This is a genomic window from Idiomarina seosinensis (genome assembly GCF_044797955.1).
In the GTDB taxonomy this organism is placed as follows: Bacteria; Pseudomonadota; Gammaproteobacteria; order Enterobacterales; family Alteromonadaceae; genus Idiomarina; species Idiomarina seosinensis_A.
The window spans coordinates 2,290,310-2,310,410 of the sequence record NZ_CP085211.1 but is presented as its reverse complement, the minus strand read 5'-3'; the positions used below and the strand labels follow the sequence as shown (position 1 = coordinate 2,310,410).

21 protein-coding genes and 1 riboswitch are annotated in these 20,101 nt (G+C 49.0%); of the genes, 17 read left to right on the top strand and 4 right to left on the bottom strand.

From position 1 onward, the window contains the following. Positions 1-49 precede the first annotated feature (49 nt). The 9 genes from ubiE to hemB all read left to right on the top strand — a co-directional run bounded on the left by ubiE (position 50) and on the right by hemB (position 7,994). Positions 50-814: a bifunctional demethylmenaquinone methyltransferase/2-methoxy-6-polyprenyl-1,4-benzoquinol methylase UbiE gene (gene ubiE, locus LG288_RS10930; protein ID WP_404400469.1), complete on the top strand. Its 765-nt coding sequence runs from the start codon at positions 50-52 to the stop codon at positions 812-814. Continuing rightward, positions 814-1,425 (top strand): SCP2 domain-containing protein, encoded by a 612-nt coding sequence (locus tag LG288_RS10925; protein ID WP_404400467.1) that lies wholly within the window; start codon positions 814-816, stop codon positions 1,423-1,425. The genes ubiE and LG288_RS10925 overlap by 1 nt, the downstream gene beginning before the upstream one ends. Next, positions 1,418-3,070, top strand: a complete 1,653-nt coding sequence (gene ubiB, locus LG288_RS10920; protein WP_404400465.1) for a ubiquinone biosynthesis regulatory protein kinase UbiB — start codon at positions 1,418-1,420, stop codon at positions 3,068-3,070. The genes LG288_RS10925 and ubiB overlap by 8 nt, the downstream gene beginning before the upstream one ends. A gap of 15 nt (positions 3,071-3,085) precedes the next feature. Continuing rightward, a complete protein-coding gene (gene tatA, locus LG288_RS10915) occupies positions 3,086-3,310 on the top strand; it encodes a twin-arginine translocase TatA/TatE family subunit (protein WP_404400463.1) in 225 nt (74 codons plus the stop codon). Positions 3,311-3,314: 4 nt separating this feature from the next. Then, the gene (gene tatB, locus LG288_RS10910; protein WP_404400461.1) at positions 3,315-3,656 is read left to right on the top strand and encodes a Sec-independent protein translocase protein TatB; all 342 of its coding nucleotides are present in this window, start codon (positions 3,315-3,317) and stop codon (positions 3,654-3,656) included. After that, positions 3,649-4,386, top strand: coding sequence for a twin-arginine translocase subunit TatC (tatC, locus tag LG288_RS10905; protein ID WP_404400459.1), 738 nt, complete (start codon positions 3,649-3,651; stop codon positions 4,384-4,386). The genes tatB and tatC overlap by 8 nt, the downstream gene beginning before the upstream one ends. A 71-nt stretch (positions 4,387-4,457) precedes the next feature. Then, positions 4,458-5,186: a TatD family hydrolase gene (locus tag LG288_RS10900; RefSeq protein WP_404400457.1), complete on the top strand. Its 729-nt coding sequence runs from the start codon at positions 4,458-4,460 to the stop codon at positions 5,184-5,186. Continuing rightward, positions 5,183-6,958, top strand: a complete 1,776-nt coding sequence (locus LG288_RS10895) for a diguanylate cyclase (protein ID WP_404400455.1) — start codon at positions 5,183-5,185, stop codon at positions 6,956-6,958. Before LG288_RS10900 ends, LG288_RS10895 begins: the two co-directional genes overlap by 4 nt. A gap of 31 nt (positions 6,959-6,989) precedes the next feature. Then, positions 6,990-7,994 carry a porphobilinogen synthase gene (gene hemB / locus LG288_RS10890; protein ID WP_404400453.1) on the top strand — a complete coding sequence of 335 codons (1,005 nt, stop codon included), beginning with the start codon at positions 6,990-6,992 and terminating at the stop codon, positions 7,992-7,994. Between the two features lie 7 nt (positions 7,995-8,001). On the opposite strand, the gene LG288_RS10885 is transcribed toward hemB, so the two are convergent. Together LG288_RS10885 and rhlB are read right to left on the bottom strand one after the other, a co-directional pair. Next, positions 8,002-8,928: a Ppx/GppA family phosphatase gene (locus LG288_RS10885; protein WP_404400451.1), complete on the bottom strand. Its 927-nt coding sequence runs from the start codon at positions 8,926-8,928 to the stop codon at positions 8,002-8,004. 1 nt (position 8,929) lies between these two features. Further along, complete coding sequence (gene rhlB / locus LG288_RS10880; protein WP_404400449.1) at positions 8,930-10,198, bottom strand: ATP-dependent RNA helicase RhlB; 1,269 nt, start codon at positions 10,196-10,198, stop codon at positions 8,930-8,932. Between the two features lie 94 nt (positions 10,199-10,292). On the opposite strand from rhlB, the gene trxA reads away from it, so the two are divergent. The 8 genes from trxA to LG288_RS10840 all read left to right on the top strand — a co-directional run bounded on the left by trxA (position 10,293) and on the right by LG288_RS10840 (position 19,329). After that, a complete protein-coding gene (gene trxA, locus LG288_RS10875; RefSeq protein WP_404400447.1) occupies positions 10,293-10,619 on the top strand; it encodes a thioredoxin TrxA in 327 nt (108 codons plus the stop codon). Between the two features lie 290 nt (positions 10,620-10,909). After that, entirely contained in the window at positions 10,910-12,178 is a 1,269-nt protein-coding gene (gene rho, locus LG288_RS10870) for a transcription termination factor Rho (RefSeq protein ID WP_404400445.1), read from the top strand. Positions 12,179-12,184: 6 nt separating this feature from the next. Continuing rightward, positions 12,185-13,657, top strand: coding sequence for a 4-hydroxy-3-polyprenylbenzoate decarboxylase (ubiD, locus tag LG288_RS10865; RefSeq protein WP_404400443.1), 1,473 nt, complete (start codon positions 12,185-12,187; stop codon positions 13,655-13,657). Continuing rightward, a complete protein-coding gene (fre, locus tag LG288_RS10860; RefSeq protein ID WP_404400441.1) occupies positions 13,658-14,359 on the top strand; it encodes an NAD(P)H-flavin reductase in 702 nt (233 codons plus the stop codon). Positions 14,360-14,398: 39 nt separating this feature from the next. After that, a riboswitch (TPP riboswitch) is annotated at positions 14,399-14,500 on the top strand. Positions 14,501-14,560: 60 nt separating this feature from the next. Beyond that, positions 14,561-16,681 carry a TonB-dependent receptor gene (locus tag LG288_RS10855; RefSeq protein WP_404400439.1) on the top strand — a complete coding sequence of 707 codons (2,121 nt, stop codon included), beginning with the start codon at positions 14,561-14,563 and terminating at the stop codon, positions 16,679-16,681. A gap of 8 nt (positions 16,682-16,689) precedes the next feature. Further along, entirely contained in the window at positions 16,690-17,298 is a 609-nt protein-coding gene (gene pnuC / locus LG288_RS10850; RefSeq protein ID WP_404400437.1) for a nicotinamide riboside transporter PnuC, read from the top strand. Next, positions 17,295-18,020 (top strand): phosphotransferase, encoded by a 726-nt coding sequence (locus LG288_RS10845; protein ID WP_404400435.1) that lies wholly within the window; start codon positions 17,295-17,297, stop codon positions 18,018-18,020. Before pnuC ends, LG288_RS10845 begins: the two co-directional genes overlap by 4 nt. Beyond that, positions 18,013-19,329 carry an MFS transporter permease gene (locus tag LG288_RS10840; protein WP_404400433.1) on the top strand — a complete coding sequence of 439 codons (1,317 nt, stop codon included), beginning with the start codon at positions 18,013-18,015 and terminating at the stop codon, positions 19,327-19,329. Before LG288_RS10845 ends, LG288_RS10840 begins: the two co-directional genes overlap by 8 nt. A 19-nt stretch (positions 19,330-19,348) precedes the next feature. On the opposite strand, the gene LG288_RS10835 is transcribed toward LG288_RS10840, so the two are convergent. Both LG288_RS10835 and LG288_RS10830 read right to left on the bottom strand, forming a co-directional pair. Further along, positions 19,349-19,546, bottom strand: a complete 198-nt coding sequence (locus LG288_RS10835; protein ID WP_404400431.1) for a DUF3185 family protein — start codon at positions 19,544-19,546, stop codon at positions 19,349-19,351. 35 nt (positions 19,547-19,581) lie between these two features. Further along, a complete protein-coding gene (locus LG288_RS10830) occupies positions 19,582-20,055 on the bottom strand; it encodes a Dps family protein (protein ID WP_404400429.1) in 474 nt (157 codons plus the stop codon). Between the last annotated feature and the right edge of the window lie 46 nt (positions 20,056-20,101).

Sequence of the window (20,101 nt, the reverse complement as noted above, 5' to 3'; positions counted from 1 at the left end):
CACCTGATGCATCAAGTACACTTATAAAAATTCAGTTCAGGATGTGTTAATGAGCGATAAACAAGAAAATCACAAAGAATCCATCGACTTTGGCTACCAACAAGTCGCGCGCGAACAGAAAAAGGGTCTGGTGGCAAACGTATTCAGCTCTGTCGCTGCCAAATACGATGTCATGAATGACCTGATGTCTTTTGGTATTCACCGCCTTTGGAAACGCTACACCATAGACTGCAGTGGTGTTCGCAAAGGCATGAAGGTGCTCGATATTGCCGGCGGAACCGGCGACTTGACAGAGCAATTTTCACGCCGGGTTGGCCCGGAAGGTGAAGTGGTGTTAGCCGATATTAACGACGCCATGTTAAAGGTTGGTCGCGACAAACTGCGTGACCGGGGCGTTATTGGAAACGTGCGTTATGTTCAGGCTGATGCAGAAGAACTGCCGTTTGATGACAATACCTTTGACGTTATCACCATTGCCTTTGGGCTGCGAAATGTAACAGATAAAGCCAAGGCTCTGGGCTCCATGCAGCGGGTCTTAAAACCGGGTGGCAGACTCTTAATTCTGGAATTCTCAAAGCCCATTGCCCCCGTTCTTAACCAGGCTTATGACTTTTATTCGTTTAACGTGTTGCCAAAAATGGGCCAGCTAGTGGCCAATGACGCCGACAGCTATCAGTATCTGGCTGAGTCAATACGTATGCACCCGGATCAGGAAACCTTGAAGCAAATGATGGCGGATGCCGGCTATGACAATATTGACTACCAAAACTTGACCGGAGGCATTGTTGCCTTGCACAGGGGGTATAAGTTTTGATGAAAAGCGTAGGTTTACTGCCCTGGATGCTGCTGGAAAAAATGGTCAATGAGGTACTGCATAAAGATCCGGAATCCGCTTCACGGTTAGCTAAGCTGGACGGTAAAGTATTGCGCTTTGACTTAAAAGAATTGCCTTTCCAGCTCACGGTTAGCGTAACCCAGCAGGGTTTGCAGCTAAGTACTCTGAATGAGGAAAGTGCGGATTGCTGGATTAAGACGGAATTGGGTGTGTTACCCGAGCTTAAAGATACCGCTAACCTAACCCGTCTGATCAAAGCCGACCAGCTGGATATTGAAGGGGATCCTGTGCTTGCCCAGAATTTGGTTAATCTGCTGCGTCATTTGGATATTGACTGGGAGGCCGAGCTGGCGCGCAAAATTGGCGATGCGCCGGCACACTGGTTAAGTCAGCTGTGGCGGCGAAGTCGCGAGAATTTTAAAGCGTCGCATGATTCACGACAGCGTTGGTTGACTGGCGTGATCACCGAAGAAAAGAAATTACTGCCGGCACGGGCAGAGTTCGAGCTACACAAACAACAGCTGCAGCAGTTGCGGGCTGACCTCGAAAAACTGGAAAGGCGTTTAGCAAAAGGAGGCATGAATGCGTAGTCGCCGCCTATATGCCATCACTAAGACCTTATTAAGTTATGGCCTGGATGACTTGATTCCTCCTCAGTGGCTTCCCTGGTCAGTACGGCTGGGGCGTCATGGACTTTTTTGGTTGCCCAACAGACACAGCGATAAAAGTGCCGGGGCGCGGTTGAGGCTGGCTTTGGAGCAACTGGGGCCAGTCTGGGTCAAGTTTGGCCAAATGCTGTCTACCCGTCGTGATTTACTGCCACCGGATATTGCTCTCGAGCTGGCGTTTTTGCAGGATCGTGTGGCTCCTTTTGATGGTAACGAAGCGAAAAAAATTATCGAAAAATCACTGGAACTGACTGATATCAGTCAGTTGTTTACTGATTTTGACACTCAGCCGCTGGCATCTGCCTCAATTGCCCAGGTGCATACTGCGAAACTGAAAGTAGCAAGTGGTGAGCTGAAAGATATCATTATTAAGGTCATCCGGCCGGATATCCGACGAACTATTCATGCCGATCTGGAGCTGATGGAAACATTGGCATCCGTTATCGCACGGCGCTTGCCTGACGGGCGTCGGCTGAAGCCAAAAGAGGTGGTAAAGGAATACCGGAAAACCTTACTGGATGAGCTGGACCTGCAGCGCGAAGCTGCCAACGGGATACAGCTAAAGAGAAACTTCGAAAACTCTGACTTGCTTTATGTGCCGACAATCTACAGCGATTACAGTCGTCATAACGTGATGGTGATGGAGCGTATTGACGGCATTCCTGTTAACGATGTAGAGACATTAAAAGCTCGTGGCGTGGATATGAAAAAGCTGGCTGAGCGTGGTGTTGAAGTGTTTTTTACACAGGTGTTTCGCGACAGTTTTTTTCACGCCGATATGCACCCGGGCAACATCTTTGTTGCTAAAGACGACCCCCGGCATCCCCGCTATATTGGTATTGACTTTGGCATCGTCGGTACCTTAAACAGTGAGGATAAGCGATACCTGGCAGAAAACTTCCTTGCATTTTTCAATCGCGACTATCGTAAAGTAGCCGAATTGCATGTCGATTCCGGATGGGTTCCTAAGCATACCAATATAGAAGAATTCGAGTCGGCAATTCGTACCGTCTGCGAGCCTATTTTTGAAAAGCCGCTGGCGGATATATCCTTTGGCTATGTTTTGGTCAACCTGTTTAATACCGCTCGTCGGTTTGAAATGGAAGTGCAGCCACAGCTGGTCTTGTTACAAAAAACCTTACTGTATATTGAAGGCCTGGGCCGGCAACTGTATCCGGAACTGGACCTCTGGAAAACGGCGAAACCGTTTCTGGAGCGATGGATGAATGAACAGCTGGGATGGCGGGCAGTAGTGCGGTCGCTAAAAGAAAATGCACCGTACTGGGCAGAAAAACTGCCGGAACTGCCGAACTTACTGTACGAGAACTTAAACTCCCGTCAGCATGTTCAGCAGCAGCTTGATCAACAACACCAGCAGCAGCTGAATTATCAGCGCCAGTCTTCTGTTAATTCATTCTGGACTATTATTACCGCCAGTGGGGTGGTCAGTACAACCTGGCTGCTGACCGAAAGCAGCAACCCGAGTTGGCCGATCACTTCCGCGGTTATTACTGTTATACTGGCATTGCAAGCTTGGCGGACAAGGCCACGCATAGAAAAACGTTAACGTTATAGGTGAATTATGGGCATTAGTCCTTGGCAACTTCTTATTTTGCTGGCCATTGTTGTGTTGTTATTTGGCACAAAGCGTCTGCGCAATATTGGTAGCGACGTTGGTAGTGCAGTAAAAGGCTTTAAAAAGTCCATGCACGATGAAAACGATCAGTCAAACAGCTCTGAACAGCACAAAGATAAGCTGCCAGAAGATCAAGATAGCTCAGATACTGAATCCGATAAGCGGAAGTGACTGAATGTTTGATATCGGCTTTTGGGAGCTGCTGTTAATTGCGGTAGTGGGACTTTTAGTGCTTGGTCCTGAGCGTTTACCCTCAGCAATACGAAGCTTACAAAGGACGGTAGGCGGCATTCGCAGTTACAGCCAGCGCATGCAAAATGAGCTGGATCATGAGCTGCGAATTAAAGAGTTACATGAGCACCTTAAAAAAGCCGAAGCTCAGGATTTTAGCGAGCTGAGTCCCGATCTGCAGCGCTCGATTGTGGAATTACAGAGCGCTGCCGCCGATGTTCAGCGACCTTATCAGAAAAAAACCGCAAAAGATGACGATAAGGGCGACACAGAAAGCAATGAGTGATTCCCCCTTACTTAACCATTTACTGGAGCTTCGAACGCGGTTATTGCGTGCTATCCTGGCTGTGGTAATAGTCTTTGCCGGGCTGGCGTACTTTGCCAACGATTTATACCGATTGTTAGCCGAACCCTTAATTCGTAACTTGCCGGTGGGCACTCAAATGATTGCCACCGACGTCGCTGCGCCATTTTTTACGCCGTTTAAGTTAACCTTTGTTATCGCTCTGGCGTTAGCCATACCCTTTTTACTCTGGCAGTTGTGGGCTTTTATTGCGCCGGGCCTGTATCGGTCTGAAAAGCGACTGGTCGTTCCGCTGTTAGCCAGCAGCACCTTGCTATTTTATGGTGGCATTGCCTTTGCGTATTTTGTTGTATTGCCGCTGGCAATGGGATTTTTTACCAGTGTGGCGCCTGCCGATATCGCCATTGCAACGGATATCACCCGCTACCTTGATTTTGTTCTGGCAATATTTATTGCTTTTGGTATTGCCTTTGAAACACCAGTCGCTATTGTATTACTCATATGGAGCGGTGTTAGTACAGCCGAAAGTTTAGCGAAAAAGCGACCCTACATTATTGTCGGTGCGTTCACTGTCGGTATGATACTTACCCCTCCGGATATCATTTCTCAAACGTTATTGGCGATACCCATGTGGCTATTATTTGAGCTAGGGTTAATGATTGGTCGCTGGTATAAGCCTGCACAAAGTGAGTCGGATAAAGAACAAAGATAACAGCGATTATGTGGTTTGACGCCGGAGTTAACTTGACCAATCAGCGTCTTCTAAACGACTTAGAAGGCGTAATGGCTCGTGCAAAAAGCAACCAGGTCGAACAAATGCTGGTTATCGCCACCAATGAAGAAGAGTCCCGCCGGGCTTTGCGGTTATGTGAACGCTATCCCGGACGGTTGTTTGCGACTGTTGGTATTCATCCTCATGACGCCGATCAGGCAAGCGCAAATTTCGTTGATGTATTAGCCGATTTGGCGCGCCACCCAGCGGTGGTTGCTATTGGCGAGTGCGGCCTTGATTTTAATCGAAACTTCTCTTCGCCTGACAATCAGCAGACAGTTTTTGCCGAACAAATCAGCTTAGCAAACCGCCTGGACCTGCCCTTATACCTGCATGAACGCGATGCACAGCAACAGCAGCTGAATTTATTAGAAAAATACTGTGCTGACCATACGCCCTGTTTATCTCATTGTTTTACCGGCGGACCGGCACAGGCTGAAGCCTATTTAGAGCGGGGTCACTGGTTCGGAATAACCGGCTGGGTGACCGACGAACGACGTAACCATCAGTTGCTGCAGGCCCTCCCCGGTTTACCACGGGAGCGCCTTTTAATTGAAACCGACGCTCCCTTTCTGCTGCCCCGGCATATTAAGCCGCGACCAAAATTTAATGAGCCGGCGTTACTTCCTGTAATCGGCGACGCGCTGGCGGCACAGTGGGCGCTGGATTTAGCTGAAGTCGCCGCGATAACGCGCACCAATACTGAGCAGCTTTTTGGTTGCCGGCAGAGCCAACCATGAACCGGGGGATCTCCTCGCTGTTAGTGCTGCTTGGGCTGCTAACTCTGGCATTGTGGGTTAATGGGAACGGGACAAGCGCAGTAAATGGGCCAAATGACACACTTCAGCTGGATTATTTAAGTGTCGAGCAGCCACTTTCCCTGGCCGGTGTTCGAAACCAGCCAGAACAAGCCTGGTCTTCGTTGCCGACGCAGCGTGCCTCCTTTGGCTACACCGACAAAGAGTACTGGCTTCGGACAACAGTAAACGCCAGGGCTTATGACCGTATTCTGTATGTCGGTTATCCGTTACTGGATGAACTGTCGATTTACTGGCTGCACGACGGTAAGTTGACGAGTTATCAGTTGGGTGACCATCAGCCCTTTTACCAACGTCCAATCTTAAGTTCTGCATTTGCAGTGCCCTTACCTTCGGGGCAGGCAGGTCAGCTGTTTATTCGTGCCAACACCGACAGCTCGATGCGTCTGCCGGTTCGGCTTTATAGCGAAACTGAATTTTTTGATCGGCAAATGCAAAAGCGTCTGGCAGAAGGTATTTATTTTGGCGTTTTGCTGTGTATGGCGGTTTATAATTTATTTTCCTTTTTTGCTTCACGAGAGCCGGAGTTCGGCCTCTATTCTCTATACACCGTTTTTTTCGCCGGGCTTATGTTATCTCTGGATGGCCTGGGCTTTCGCTATCTTTGGCCGGACAATTTATTTTTGCAGGAAAAGGGCATCCCGATATTTGGTAGTCTGACCTTTTTAACCGCGGCCTTATTTGCTTACCAGTTGCTCAATTTGAAAGAGTACCGGACGACGCTTGCCCGGGGTCTTTTTATTATGGCAGGCTTATCGGCGCTGACCTTATTAGTCGCCTTAGTAGGGCCTTACCAAGTTAGTATTCACCTATTGTTATCCCTTGCTGCTCCGGGTTGTCTATATCTTCTGATCATAGGTATTTATTTGTGGCGCAAAGGCTTCCTGTACGCCCGGATTTTCACTATTGCATGGGGCGCGCTACTGATTTCAGTGATGGCAAATTCATTGGGCTACCTGGGGATTATTGATAGCATGTTCATCCAGCGTCACGCCATTATGATTGGCTCAGGTATTGAGATTTTACTGCTTTCCTGGGTATTGGCTGTGCGCTATAACGAACAACGCCGACAAAAACTCGATGTGCAGCGGCTGCATAACGAAAAGCTCGAAGATAAAGTTGACGAGCGTACCTTTGAACTGCAGATCGCGTTGCGGGAATTGCAGGATGTCAATGCTGAGCTGGAGCGCCGCAACTATGAAGATGCTCTGACTAAGCTTTACAATCGACGTTACTTTACCCGTCAGTTAGAAAAAGAATACCGCCGCGCACTGCGTAATCAGGGACAGCTGTCACTGGTAATGATTGATATTGACCATTTTAAAAAGGTTAATGATACTCACGGTCATTTTGTTGGTGATCAAATCCTGCAGGGGTTAGCAACACGTTTAAAAAGCCGATCCCGGCGTCCCGCCGATGTTGTCTGCCGTTACGGCGGCGAAGAGTTTGCCGTGATTCTGCCGGACTGCTCAGCGCGTCAGGCTAAAGCATTTGCCGAAAAACTAGTCAATGATGTTCGGGCCAGTACTTTTAACACTGATACAGGGCCGCAGAAGATTACCATCAGTGTGGGTATTGCGGTACTGGATGAACAAACTGGACAATCCACAGAAACGTTATTTAAGGCCGCCGACGAAGCCCTTTACCGAGCCAAGCGTGACGGCCGCGATCAGGTTGTCGCCAGCGAAACCTAATATCTCTGCAAGTAGTTACAGGAGTTAATGAATGTCTGAATTGGATCAATTTCCTCATTGTCGCATGCGCCGTAATCGTGCAGCTGGTTTTCGCCGCCGGTTAGTCGCAGAAAATCGACTGAGCGTGGACGATCTCATCTATCCTATGTTTGTTATTGAAGGGGAAAATGAGCGACAGAGCGTCGCCTCAATGCCGGGAATCGAGCGTTACAGCATCGACCTTCTACTTAAAGAATGCGAGCAGCTGGTCAAACTTGGCATTCCGATGCTGGCATTATTTCCGGTTACACCAATGGCGGCCAAGTCACTGACCGCAGAGGCGGCATACGATGATGAGGGCCTGGCACAACGCGCAGTGAAAGCCATTAAAAGTCACTTTCCCGAGCTTGGGGTGATGACCGATGTGGCTTTAGACCCTTTTACTACCCATGGCCAGGACGGCATTATTGATGACCGCGGTTATGTTGTTAACGATGTTACCACTGAGGTACTGGTTAAGCAGGCGCTCTCCCATGCACGGGCCGGAGCCGACGTCGTTGCCCCTTCGGATATGATGGACGGACGTATTGGCGCAATCCGTCAGGCGCTGGAGCAGGCAGGTCATACTAACACCGGCATCATGGCTTATTCAGCTAAGTACGCCAGTGCTTTTTATGGCCCCTTTCGTGATGCCGTTGGCTCGTCAGCCAATTTGCAGGGTGCCGATAAAAAGAGTTACCAGATGGATCCGGCTAACGCCAGTGAAGCGCTTCGGGAGGTCGCCTTAGATATCCGGGAAGGTGCGGATATGGTGATGGTAAAACCCGGTATGCCTTATCTGGACGTAGTTCGCGAAGTAAAAAACCGTTTTTCGGTACCAACCTTCGCCTATCAAGTCAGTGGTGAATACGCCATGATACAGGCGGCAATCAGTAATGGATGGTTAGCCGAAGATGTTATTGAAGAAAGCCTGTTGGCGTTTAAGCGCGCCGGTGCCGACGGCATTCTGAGTTACTTTGCCAAGCAAATTGCCGAACACTGGCAAAAGCAGCGTTAAGGCTTGATTAAGCCGTTGCCTGGGCAACCAGCTCGCTGAGGAGGCCTTCTCTCAGGGCGCCGTTTGTGACACCAAAACGGTGAATATCAAACTCAATCAAGATAGCGTATAAGATCGCAAGACCGCCGCAGAGGATGGTCTTGCGATCGTCCCGCAGTCCGGGGATCCGCAGCTGTTGTACCTGGCCCTGCTGTACGCACAGATCAATAAGTTGCTCCAGCCAGTCGCGGCTTAGGGTTACCTGGCCCTGTGCCAGAGCAATTTCGGTTACGGCACGAAAAGTTCCTGAGGCGCCCAGTACATGTTGCCAGCCAATAGCCTGATAGTCTTGAGTGTAGGGGTTTAACTGGTTTCTGGCCTGTCCGATGGCCCGAGTAAATGCGGATGTGGTAATTTTACCATCAGCAAAATACTGATTTTGAAATATGACACAGCCCATATCCAGGCTTTTCAGTAATCTGGGACGAAGGGGTCGGCCGGCAATTAGCTCGGTACTGGCGCCCCCGATATCAATGACCAGAATATCGCCCTGCTGCTGCGCCGCATTGCAAACTCCGGCGAAGATCAGTTCAGCTTCCCGTTCGCCGGAAATAACTTCGATAGCACAGCCAAGACTTTGTTCCAATTCGGGCAGGACTTCAGCACAATTACTGGCTTTTCGTAGTGCCGCAGTAGCAACGGCATAGCAGGCGTCGGGCTGGAATAATTTAAGTTGTTCGGCGAAGTTATCAAGGCTGCGTTTGGCGCGTCGAACCGCAGCCTTATCAAGTCGTAAGGCACTGTCCAGCCCATCAGCCAGCCTCACTTTGTATTTGTGCCGGGAAACGATACGGGGCTTCGGAAAAAAGCCCCGCATAGAAACTTCAGCCAGCAACAGATGGAAGCTGTTAGAGCCCATATCGACTGCGGCTAAACGTTTTGTACCAGGCCGCATATCAGGTTTTGCGTTGCGTTCCCGGCTTGCGCTGTCGCGATCGATTTTTGCCACCGGAATTATTTCTACGTCGGCGCTGGGTCGGCCGGGGCTTCTTAAGATCGGTTAACAACGCGGTTTCGTCATAATTAGTGACTGGGATCGGATGTCCAATATATTCTTCGATAGCCGGTAAATTATACACATATTCTTCGCAGGCCAGGCTGATAGCCGCGCCACTGGCTCCGGCACGGCCGGTGCGACCAATTCGGTGAACATAATCTTCGCAATCATCGGGTAAATCAAAATTGAATACGTGACTGACTTCCGGAATGTGCAAACCGCGTGCCGCAACATCGGTGGCGACCAGAATATCCAGTTGGCCACTGGCAAAATCGTCAAGTATTTTCAAGCGTTTCTTTTGCGGAACATCACCGGTTAGCAGTCCAACACGGTGTTCGTTGGCGTCCAGCCATCGGTAGATTTTGTCACATACGTGTTTGGTGTTGGCAAAGACTATCGCTTTATCTGGCCAGTCCTCTTCTAACAGAGTCAGCAATAAAGGCATTTTATCGGCTTTCGCCGGATAGAATAACTCTTCACTAATACGTACGCCGGTTTTTTGCTCGGGCTCTACTTCAACTTTCGCCGGTGAGTTCATGTGCTCGTATGCCAGTTCCTGCACCCGATAAGAGAGCGTGGCCGAGAATAACAGGTTGAGACGTTCTGTCGGCGGTGGCATTTTGCTCATGAAATAGCGAATGTCATCGATAAAACCGAGATCAAACATGCGGTCGGCCTCGTCCAACACGACGATTTCGATGTTATCCAATTTGAATAAGCCCTGCTTATAAAAATCTAGCAAGCGCCCGGTCGTACCCACTAAAATATCCGGATTGCCGGCCAATTGCTGCTTTTGATCTTCATAGCCTTCACCGCCGTAAATAACGGACATGTTAAGCTTACAGTGGTGATTTAATGGCTCGGCATCGTGGGCAATTTGGATAGCCAGCTCCCGCGTAGGGGCCATGATTAAAGCTCGTGGACCAGAGCTTTCCTCGTTGCGCGGCGCTTTCATCAAACGGTTGAAAGTCGCCAGCAGAAATGCCAGTGTTTTGCCGGTTCCGGTTTGTGCCTGACCGGCAACGTCCTGGCCAGCCAAAGCGACAGGAAGACTTAGTGCCTGGATTGGAGTACAATACTCATAACCGGCACTGCTCATTGCTTGCTCGATCTGTGGATGTAATCCCAGTTCAGCAAAGCGTGTTTCTGTAAGATGTGTTTTATTCATAGGTTAATAGCATATCAGTTTGCGCTTGCATTCAAAAACATAAATAATAGTATTTCCTAAATATTTCAACGCCAAGAACGTAGCGGAGAGTACCATGAGTGACGTAATTGTTCAGCTAAGCGATGACAGTTTTGAAGAAGATGTCATCAAATCCGAAAAGCCAGTATTAGTCGACTTCTGGGCTGAGTGGTGTGGCCCATGCAAAATGGTAGCTCCGATACTGGACGATATTGCCGATGATTACGCGGATAAATTAGTAATTGGCAAACTAAACGTTGACCACAATGACCAGACTCCGCCGAAGTACGGTATCCGCGGCATTCCGACTTTGTTATTGTTTAAAAACGGTGAGGTGGCAGCGACCAAGGTAGGCGCTTTGTCACGTGCGCAGTTAACAGAATTCCTGGATCAATACATCTAATAAAATAACGTAAGACGGCGCAAGTTAAGCGCCGTTTTACGTTATCCGCCGATCATTAAAAAGTAAATCACTGCTAAAAACTGGACGGAAACGGTTTTTGGTGATAACTTTCGCTCATAAACTGAGCATCCAGGTGATGCACACCATCAAATCGCCCGGTAACGCGTCTTTTCAATTGGTCGCTTCGCTCCACGCGAAACTGCAATCAAAAACAGCAATACATGAGTACACTTAACTTTTAACTGAGTCCTGGTGACTTAACCATTAATCGATAACTCGAAAACCCTCCTATGAATCTAACAGAACTAAAAAACAAACCGGTAAATGAACTCGTCGAACTTGCGGATAGCATGGGCCTGGAAAATATGGCTCGGTTGCGAAAGCAAGATATTATTTTTGCTATTTTAAAAGCCCACGCTAAAAGCGGCGAAGATATCCACGGCGGAGGCGTACTTGAAATCTTGCAAGATGGTTTCGGCTTTCTGCGCTCCGCAGACTCGTCTTATTTGGCTGGGCCAGATGATATCTATGTTTCACCCAGTCAAATCCGACGCTTCAATTTGCGCACTGGTGACACTATTGGTGGAAAAATTCGTCCGCCGAAGGACAGTGAACGTTATTTTGCCTTATTAAAAATAAGAGAAGTTAACTTTGATAAGCCAGAAAATTCGCGCAATAAAATTTTATTTGAAAACCTGACACCAATTCATGCGAATGAACGTTTTCGTCTGGAGCGGGGTAATGGCAGCCGGGAAGACATTACTGCCCGGGTACTGGACTTATCAGCACCGATTGGTAAAGGTCAGCGGGGCTTGATAGTGGCTCCGCCGAAAGCCGGTAAAACGCTTTTATTGCAAAATGTGGCAACTTCCATAGCGGCCAATCATCCGGATGCCGAGCTCATCGTTTTATTGATTGATGAACGGCCGGAAGAAGTGACCGAGATGCATCGGCTGGTAAAAGGTGAAGTTGTTGCTTCAACCTTCGACGAGCCCGCGAACCGGCATGTCCAAGTTGCCGAAATGGTTATTGAAAAGGCCAAACGGCTGGTTGAACACAAAAAAGATGTGGTCATTTTACTGGACTCGATTACTCGTCTGGCGCGGGCCTATAACACGGTTATCCCAAGTTCGGGTAAAGTATTAACCGGTGGTGTTGACGCGAATGCCCTACATAAACCCAAGCGCTTTTTCGGTGCAGCCCGTAATGTTGAGGAAGGCGGCAGTCTGACCATCATTGCTACGGCCTTAATCGACACCGGCTCGAAAATGGACGAGGTTATTTACGAAGAATTTAAAGGTACGGGTAACATGGAACTGCACCTTAACCGTAAAATTGCCGAACGCCGTGTGTTCCCGGCCATTGACTTTAATCGCTCTGGTACGCGTCGCGAAGAACTGCTGACAACGCAAGATGAGTTACAGAAAATGTGGATACTCCGCAAGATTATGAATCCAATGGGCGAGGTTGAAGCCATGGAGTTTCTCATCGACCGCCTGCAGATGACAAAAACGAATGACGAGTTTTTTGAATCGATGAAGCGTCAGCGAAACAGTTAGGGTACTATGAAATATCAAGACCTGCGTGATTTTATTGCTCAGTTGGAAAAACGCGGTGAGTTAAAGCGTATCACCACAGTCATTGATCCCTATCTGGAAATGACCGAGATTTCGGATCGGACCTTAAAAGCAGGTGGTCCTGCACTGCTGTTTGAGAACGTTAAAGGTCATTCTACACCGGTACTTGCTAATCTGTTTGGTACTCCGCAGAGGGTTGCTCTGGGAATGGGACAAGAGTCGGTAAAAGCGCTGCGGGATGTTGGTAAGCTGCTGGCATTTTTAAAAGAGCCAGAACCCCCCAAAGGCTTTAAAGACGCGTTGAGCTTATTGCCCACTTACAAAAAAGTGCTCAGCATGTCACCTAAAGAAGTTAAAAAGGCCCCTTGTCAGGAAGTCGTTTTAAGTGGCGAGCAGGTGGATTTAACTCAACTGCCGATCCAGCATTGCTGGCCCGGTGATGCAGCTCCTTTAATTACCTGGGGGCTGACCATCACCCGGGGGCCCCATAAAGTGCGCCAAAATCTGGGTATCTATCGGCAGCAGCTATTGGCACCCAATAAGTTGATCATGCGTTGGCTTTCGCACCGCGGCGGGGCATTGGACTTTCAGGAATGGTGCCAGCAACATCCGGGCGAAAAGTTCCCGGTATCCGTTGCGCTTGGTGCCGATCCGGCGACTATTCTCGGGGCGGTAACACCGGTACCGGACAGCTTATCGGAATATGCTTTTGCGGGGCTTTTGCGTGACGGTAAGACGCATGTCACCAAAAGTATCAGTAATGACCTGCAGGTACCGGCTCATGCAGAAATTATTCTTGAAGGCTATATCAACCCCGGCGAAGTGGCCCCCGAAGGCCCTTATGGCGACCACACCGGTTATTACAACGAAGTTGATGATTTCCCGGTATTTACTGTTACCCACATAACCCAGCGCAAGAACCCGATCTATCACAGTACTTATACTGGGCGGCCACCGGATGAGCCGGCAATACTCGGGGTGGCGCTGAATGAAGTGTTTATTCCGTTATTGCAAAAGCAGTTTCCGGAAATTGTCGACTTTTATCTACCTCCGGAAGGCTGTTCCTATCGGCTGGCGATAGTGACGATGAAAAAGCAGTACCCGGGACACGCAAAGCGCGTGATGATGGGAGTATGGTCTTTTTTACGGCAATTCATGTATACCAAGTTTGTCATTGTTTGCGATGACGATGTCAATGCCAGAAACTGGCACGATGTCATCTGGGCCATGACTACGCGGATGGATCCCGCCCGTGATACGACACTGGTTGAAAACACGCCAATAGACTATCTTGATTTTGCATCGCCGGTGTCAGGTCTGGGTTCTAAAATGGGGATGGACGCGACTAATAAATGGCCGGGCGAAACGGACCGTGAATGGGGAGAGCCAATCACGATGACCGATGAGGTTAAGCAGCGCGTTGACGAATTGTGGGAACAACTGAATATTCTGGAGAAGTAGATGTCACAGCAGCTCACTTGTCAGGCAAACATTACTCGCCAGTTGGCTGAGTTTGTCTGGGAAGTTTGTATTAAATTGCCGAAGGCGGTTGAATTTAAAGCCGGCCAGTACTTGCAGGTTGTTATGGGCGAGCGCGATAAGCGGCCTTTTAGTATTGCGTCGGGCCCCGCTGACCAGCGGCAGTGGTTATTGCATGTTGGGGCTCCGCCAGACAACGATTATGCTGGCGAAGTTCTGGAAAAAATTAAGCAACAGGGCGAATTAATCATTGAGGCGCCAGCCGGTGACGCCTTTTTACAGTTGCCTCAGAAAGACCCTATTATTCTGATTGCCGGTGGCACAGGGTTTTCTTATACCTATTCCATTTTGCAAAAACTGTTGCAGGATGGGCTATCGCAGCCGGTGTATTTGTACTGGGGCGCGCGACAAAAAGCTGATTTGTATTTACACGAAAAGCTGGAACAGTTAGCTGCTGAGCACTCAGAGTTCTTTTATCGGCCGGTGCTGGAAGAAACCGATGGCCAATGGCCCTATTCGGTAGGCCTGGTACACCATGCCGTTATGAGCGAATGTAATGACTTGCAGAACCATCAAGTCTATATGGCCGGACGTTTTGAAATGATTCGCGTTATTCGCGATGACTTTGTTGCGCACGGACTGTCACTGCAGCAATTACATGCTGATGCACTTGCCTTTATTTAAAACTATTTAATTCACCGTATGCCCGCGTTATACTGACGCGGCAATACCAAGGGGCGCCCCCAGTGGGCTGAGATGCGATTGTGCAGACCCTTAATACCTGATCCGGTTAATACTGGCGTAGGGATGGTAGACAGTTCAATTATCTCGCCATTTTATAAGCCTTGCCGGATTGTTTCTTGTTAGTGGTAAAGGAAATAGTCCATGTTTAAAAAATCATCGATTGCGCTCGCAGTTAGCTTAGCCTCAGTGAGCTTGTCGTATGCTCAGCAAACGGCTGAAACTACTGATAGTGATATCGAAATTATCAATGTAACGGCCGATTTTCAGCGTCAGACGATAAATGAAATCCCGCAGAGTGTCGGTATCATCGATGCCGAACAAATAGATGAACGTAACGCTGAGCATTTGCAAAGCGCTCTTAATGCTGTTGCTAATGTTAATTTTGCCGGCGGCACCTCAACGGCCCAATATATTCAAATCCGTGGCATTGGCGAACGTTCGCAGTTTGTTGATACGGTAAATCCTTCGGTTGGCTTGCTTATTGATGGTATTGATTACTCAGGCCTGGGTGCAGCCGCCAGCCTTTTCGATATTGGCCAGGTCGAAGTATTTCGTGGCCCGCAAAGCGGACGATTTGGCGTTAACGCTTTGGCCGGCATGATCGTATTAGACAGTGAGCAACCCACAGATACCCTAACTGGTAAACTCTTGTTATCGACTGCTAATTATGACGAATACCGAGCGGGTTTTGCAGTGGGTGGCGAGATAGCCAACATCGGCAATGCGCGTTTATCGGTAACGCAGTTTGCAAATGACGGCTTTACCGAAAACCGTTTTTTACAACGCGATGACACCGAGCAACGCGATGAACTATCGGCACGTCTTGGTTTACAGTCAGAACTAACCGAGAACTGGCGTTTACAAACCAACTTCCACCATATTGATATTGATAATGGCTATGATGCTTTTAGCCTGGAAAATGATCGGCAGACGCTGTCTGATGAACCGGGAACCGATGCACTAAAATCTTCGGCTTTACGTCTTGAAACCATTTTTAGCGGATTTCAAAACAGTGAGTTGTCGTTTGCAGTCAGTGGTTTGCAGGCGGACAGCGAGTACAGCTTTGATGAAGACTGGACTTATGTTGGCATTGCCCCCGGTTGGGAGTATTCCTCGTTCGATGCCTACTTCCGTGACCGTAATGACACCACTTTGGAAGCAAGGTGGCGCTCCACTAAGCCTACGCAGCTGTTTGGCCAGGAAACAGACTGGACCGCGGGTGTTTACTATTATCGTAAACAGGAACAGTTAATGCGGGATTACTTTAACTGGGATTTATATCAACCAAGCGTTTTTAACAGCGATCAGGATCGCAGCCACTGGGCGCTTTACGGTGAACTTATCCAGCAACTTGATAATCGCTGGTCGCTTGTCGGCGGGTTGCGCCTGGAGCGTTACGATACCGATTATGTCGATAGTAACGGTGTAAACGCTACTCCGGAAGACGATATGATCGGCGGCACTTTGAGTCTGCGTTATCAGTTTGCCGAAAAAGGCTACTGGTACGGTACCCTGGCACGAGGCTATAAGGCCGGCGGGGTTAACGGTGAGGCTCTTGGCCGGGCGAAAGACCAACAGTTGAACGAAGTAGAAGATTATCTGTTGGAGCGGGCCACGTTTCAGCCGGAAATCCTCTGGAACCTGGAGTCCGGCATTAAGTGGAGTGATGCTGCTGACCGGTTGTCGACTCGCGTTACCGTTTTTTACAATCAGCGTGACGATGTTCAGTTAAAGAGCTGGATAAATCAGCAACAGTCTTTTGTTGGCTTTTTAGAAAATGCCGCAGAAGGGACTAACTATGGCGTTGAGTTCGAAGGTAACTGGCAGATAATCGACAGGCTGGCAGGTTTTGCATCAGTTGGCTTACTGGAGAGCGAAATTGAGGGCTTTACCACCGCTGACGGCGAGGATAAAAGTGGTCGGGAGCAGGCTCATGCTCCGCAATATACCGCGAACGTAGGTTTGCGGGGTCAGCTGACAGAAGCGCTGGAGTGGAGCGTTCAGGGCGACTTTAAAGACAGCTTTTATTTTTCTAACTCACATGATCAGCAGTCCGAGCCAACGGCTCTTTTGCATGCTCAGTTAAGTTACTACTGGCAAAACTGGCAGTTTAGTCTCTGGGGACGCAACTTAACCGATGACGATACCGAAATCCGCGGCTTTTATTTTGGTAATGACCCACGGGATGAGTACGTTACCGAAACTTATGTGCAGTATGGTGAACCACGCCGCTATGGTTTCACTGCAGAATATCGATTCTGAGCGAACTGATGTTTAGTGAAATCATCGATAAACTGTTGTTAAGTTCGGGGTGGGAGCTAATGGCATTGCTGTTAGCTCTTGCTTATCTTGTGCTTGCTGCCCATCAACGCCAGTGGTGTTGGTTGGCAGCAGCCATTAGTTGTACTATTTATACCATTATTTTTTGGCAGGCAAAGCTCTACATGGAGAGCCTGCTGCAGGTTTTTTACATTGTTATGGCGGGTTATGGCTGGTGGCAATGGCAAAAAGCCCAGGGGCAGGAAAAAGCCTCTGATTATAACTTTTCTTTGCGCTGGCACTTAACTCAGTGGCTATGGATCCTGCCGCTGGGGGCGATAATTGTCTTCGGTTTGCACAATTACACTGACGCCGAGGCTATTTGGATAGATACTTACACAACACTGTTTAGTCTGCTTGCGACCTGGCTTATCACGCAAAAAGCGTATGAGAGTTGGTGGTACTGGCTGGTCATTGATAGTTTTTATGTTTACCTGTACTGGCACAAAGGCTTTGTAGCAACCGCTTTACTGTTCGTTCTGTACTTGCTACTGGTGGTTTATGCCATGTACCGTTGGCGTAATGATCAGCAAACTGTGCCTGCGTCTGAACTGCAATGATAGAAAAACCGTTAGAAGTTATCCCGTTAGCCTCCGGGCTTGCCAATGACGTACTGCTACTGAAAGGGCAGCACCAATCGTATATTTTTAAGTGGTTAAGGCATTCAGACGCCCTGGGCCTGGATCGCAACGACGAGTACTGCTTACAAAGCTTGTTAGCGCAGGCAGGGCTGGCCCCTGAGGTCATTGCGCTAGATCCCGGGCGCTGGGTTTTACAGCAGTATATCAGCGGAAACTCACTGGCTGACATAAGCTATTCACATGAAAAAAAATTGCGCTACACGGCCCGCGCGCTGGCCCTAATCCACCGTCAGCAACCGGCCTGGCAAGGGACAGATCTTTGGCAAAAGCTAGCAAAGTATGTGGCACGTTTAGGTGCTAAAGAGCAGCTTCAGCTGGCTTGTTTTCGCAATGACTTAAAAACAACGGAGCAGCCGGTGTTGTGCCATTTTGATTTATCGTTCGGGCACATCATAGTACAAGACACTATCCGCATTATTGACTGGGAGTATGCCGGGTGGGGGGATCCATTGACGGATATCGCCAGTGCCGCCGAGATTAACCAACTTGATGAAAGTAGTGTAGAAGCATTATGCTGGTATTATTCTGCCGAGACAGGGCTGGTCTTCGATAAGCAGCGGTTTGAACTTAACCGATTTTTTATCCGATGGATTAACCGCCAGTGGCAACAGCTTTTACAACAGGAAGTTTCTCATGAGTGAAAAAGGTGTAACGGACAAGGTTTACGGTTACCTGGCCGAAGACGAAGATGCCAGGGTTTGTAAAGACATTCCCGAATCTGCCTGCAACCATCAACCACGTTCCTTCGTGCTCATGCTGTTATCGCTAACTCTGACTAAACTGGGTGATTCGCTGGTCAGTGCTCGCCTGGTACTGCCCTGGATGCTGAGTGCTCTGGGCGCCCCAGCGGTCTTTATCAGCGCGCTGGTACCTTTGCGCGAGTCGCTTGCGCTATTACCGCAGCTGTTTGTGGCACAAAAGCTGCGTGAACAGCCGGTAAGGAAATGGTTTTGGGTGGCTGGTAGCTTTGGCCAGGCAATAGCACTGGCTTTAATGGTAGTGGTGGTGGCAACACTGACTGGCGCGGCACTGGGTTGGGGTGTGGTTATCCTGTTAGCGGTATTTTCGTTATCGCGTGGGATCTGCTCTGTGGCCAATAAAGATGTTACCGGAAAAACCGTTTCTAAAACGAAGCGTGGCAAACTATCCGGCGTTGCAGCAGCATCGGCAGGGTTATTAACCTTACTGACTGCCTTAGTCATCATCTACAGTCCGCCGTTAGAAGCCGATAACTGGCTGTTTCTTTTGTTATTGGGGGCAGGCGTCATCCTTTGGACCGCTGCCGCGCTGTTGTATGCCGGTATTCCGGAAGTTTCAGGGGCAACGTCAGGCGGCGGCAATGCGGTCACTGAAGCGTTAAAGTCGATTGCTATATTATGGCGTAATGGCCAGTTTGGTCACTTTGTTTTGACCCGTGCGCTGCTGGTTGCCGCAGCTTTCGCGATTCCTTATATCGTGGTTATGATCCAACGGCAGGGAGAGAGCGAACTCACTGGCCTGGGTAGTTTGCTATTGGCCAGCGGTTTAGCCGGTTTGCTTGCCGGTCGATTTTGGGGGCGCTGGTCGGATACGGCAAGTCACCGGGTGATGGCCGCGGCTTCGGTCATGTCGACTTTGGTGATGCTGGCAACTTTAGCCATATTTTATTGGCAGCCCGGCTTGTTCTCTGTGGAGTGGATAGCGGCGCTGCTATTATTTACATCGGCAGTGGCCCATCATGGGGCGCGCGTTGGCCGGAAAACTTACCTGGTGGACATGGCCGACCAGGACAACCGGGCACAACTAACAGCCGTGTCTAATACCGTAATGGGTGTGGTGTTGCTGGCAGGTATTTTACTGGGGTGGCTTGATGCCGCTTACGGTGCTGCGGCAGTGCTTTGGTTTCTGGTCGCCATCGGTTTACTGGCTTTTGTTTCTTCGCTGGTCTTACCTAACGTATCCGGGGACTGAGCCCCGGATATCGACTTTTTTACCGTCCCCGCAGCAAGGCGTACAGGCCAATAATGAAGGCTGCTACCCCGCCAATGAGATACCAAAGTGTGTTATCCGTGGGCTCATTGGTGAACACCTGTGAAGCCTCCGAAGCCAACGACTGCGAAGCTTCATAAGACATGTAGAGTAAAATGGCACCGATAATTATTAACACTAATCCAACAATTTTATTCATATTAGCCTCCTGGCTTTTGTCACTCTGGTATTAGCTTAGCCTAAATAAGAGGTCAGCATCCAGGAGGTTTTTTCCTGCTCAGCAATATAGTCACTCATCAGCGCTGAAGTGCCTTCATCACCGGCCTCATCAGCTATATCCTGAATATCCCGCTGCAGCTTGATAATTGTTTGATAGCTGTCAAGAATGTTCGCCACACAGGCACGACCGTTATGGACATCCTTAACTTCTTCTATTGCACTGGACTCAATGTAGCTTGAGTACGCATGCATTGGGCGCTGACCCAGGGTTAGAATCCGCTCAGCAATTTCATCAACCTTAAGCAGCAGGTCATCGTAGGTTTCTTCGAACTTTGCATGCAACTGGAAGAACTGTTCGCCTTTGATATTCCAGTGAAAGCCGCGTACGTTCATGTAAAAAATCTGGTAATTAGCCAAAAGCTGATTTAGCTTTTCCGCTAAGTTCTGTGATTTTTTTTCGTCTAACCCAATGACTTGCAATTGTTTCATACCTAACTCCAGACTAATGACATCGTCCAATAAGCATACGCCTGAC

Coding starts and splice junctions, on each gene's coding strand:
- LG288_RS10830 (WP_404400429.1), bottom strand. CDS start 20,055: ATGAAACAATTGCAAGTCATTGGGTTAGACGAAAAAAAATCACAGAAC.
- LG288_RS10895 (WP_404400455.1), top strand. CDS start 5,183: ATGAACCGGGGGATCTCCTCGCTGTTAGTGCTGCTTGGGCTGCTAACT.
- trxA (WP_404400447.1), top strand. CDS start 10,293: ATGAGTGACGTAATTGTTCAGCTAAGCGATGACAGTTTTGAAGAAGAT.
- tatC (WP_404400459.1), top strand. CDS start 3,649: ATGAGTGATTCCCCCTTACTTAACCATTTACTGGAGCTTCGAACGCGG.
- tatA (WP_404400463.1), top strand. CDS start 3,086: ATGGGCATTAGTCCTTGGCAACTTCTTATTTTGCTGGCCATTGTTGTG.
- ubiE (WP_404400469.1), top strand. CDS start 50: ATGAGCGATAAACAAGAAAATCACAAAGAATCCATCGACTTTGGCTAC.
- fre (WP_404400441.1), top strand. CDS start 13,658: ATGTCACAGCAGCTCACTTGTCAGGCAAACATTACTCGCCAGTTGGCT.
- tatB (WP_404400461.1), top strand. CDS start 3,315: ATGTTTGATATCGGCTTTTGGGAGCTGCTGTTAATTGCGGTAGTGGGA.
- LG288_RS10925 (WP_404400467.1), top strand. CDS start 814: ATGAAAAGCGTAGGTTTACTGCCCTGGATGCTGCTGGAAAAAATGGTC.
- ubiB (WP_404400465.1), top strand. CDS start 1,418: ATGCGTAGTCGCCGCCTATATGCCATCACTAAGACCTTATTAAGTTAT.
- rho (WP_404400445.1), top strand. CDS start 10,910: ATGAATCTAACAGAACTAAAAAACAAACCGGTAAATGAACTCGTCGAA.
- LG288_RS10840 (WP_404400433.1), top strand. CDS start 18,013: ATGAGTGAAAAAGGTGTAACGGACAAGGTTTACGGTTACCTGGCCGAA.
- LG288_RS10855 (WP_404400439.1), top strand. CDS start 14,561: ATGTTTAAAAAATCATCGATTGCGCTCGCAGTTAGCTTAGCCTCAGTG.
- hemB (WP_404400453.1), top strand. CDS start 6,990: ATGTCTGAATTGGATCAATTTCCTCATTGTCGCATGCGCCGTAATCGT.
- pnuC (WP_404400437.1), top strand. CDS start 16,690: ATGTTTAGTGAAATCATCGATAAACTGTTGTTAAGTTCGGGGTGGGAG.
- LG288_RS10845 (WP_404400435.1), top strand. CDS start 17,295: ATGATAGAAAAACCGTTAGAAGTTATCCCGTTAGCCTCCGGGCTTGCC.
- ubiD (WP_404400443.1), top strand. CDS start 12,185: ATGAAATATCAAGACCTGCGTGATTTTATTGCTCAGTTGGAAAAACGC.
- LG288_RS10835 (WP_404400431.1), bottom strand. CDS start 19,546: ATGAATAAAATTGTTGGATTAGTGTTAATAATTATCGGTGCCATTTTA.
- rhlB (WP_404400449.1), bottom strand. CDS start 10,198: ATGAATAAAACACATCTTACAGAAACACGCTTTGCTGAACTGGGATTA.
- LG288_RS10900 (WP_404400457.1), top strand. CDS start 4,458: ATGGCTCGTGCAAAAAGCAACCAGGTCGAACAAATGCTGGTTATCGCC.
- LG288_RS10885 (WP_404400451.1), bottom strand. CDS start 8,928: ATGCGGCCTGGTACAAAACGTTTAGCCGCAGTCGATATGGGCTCTAAC.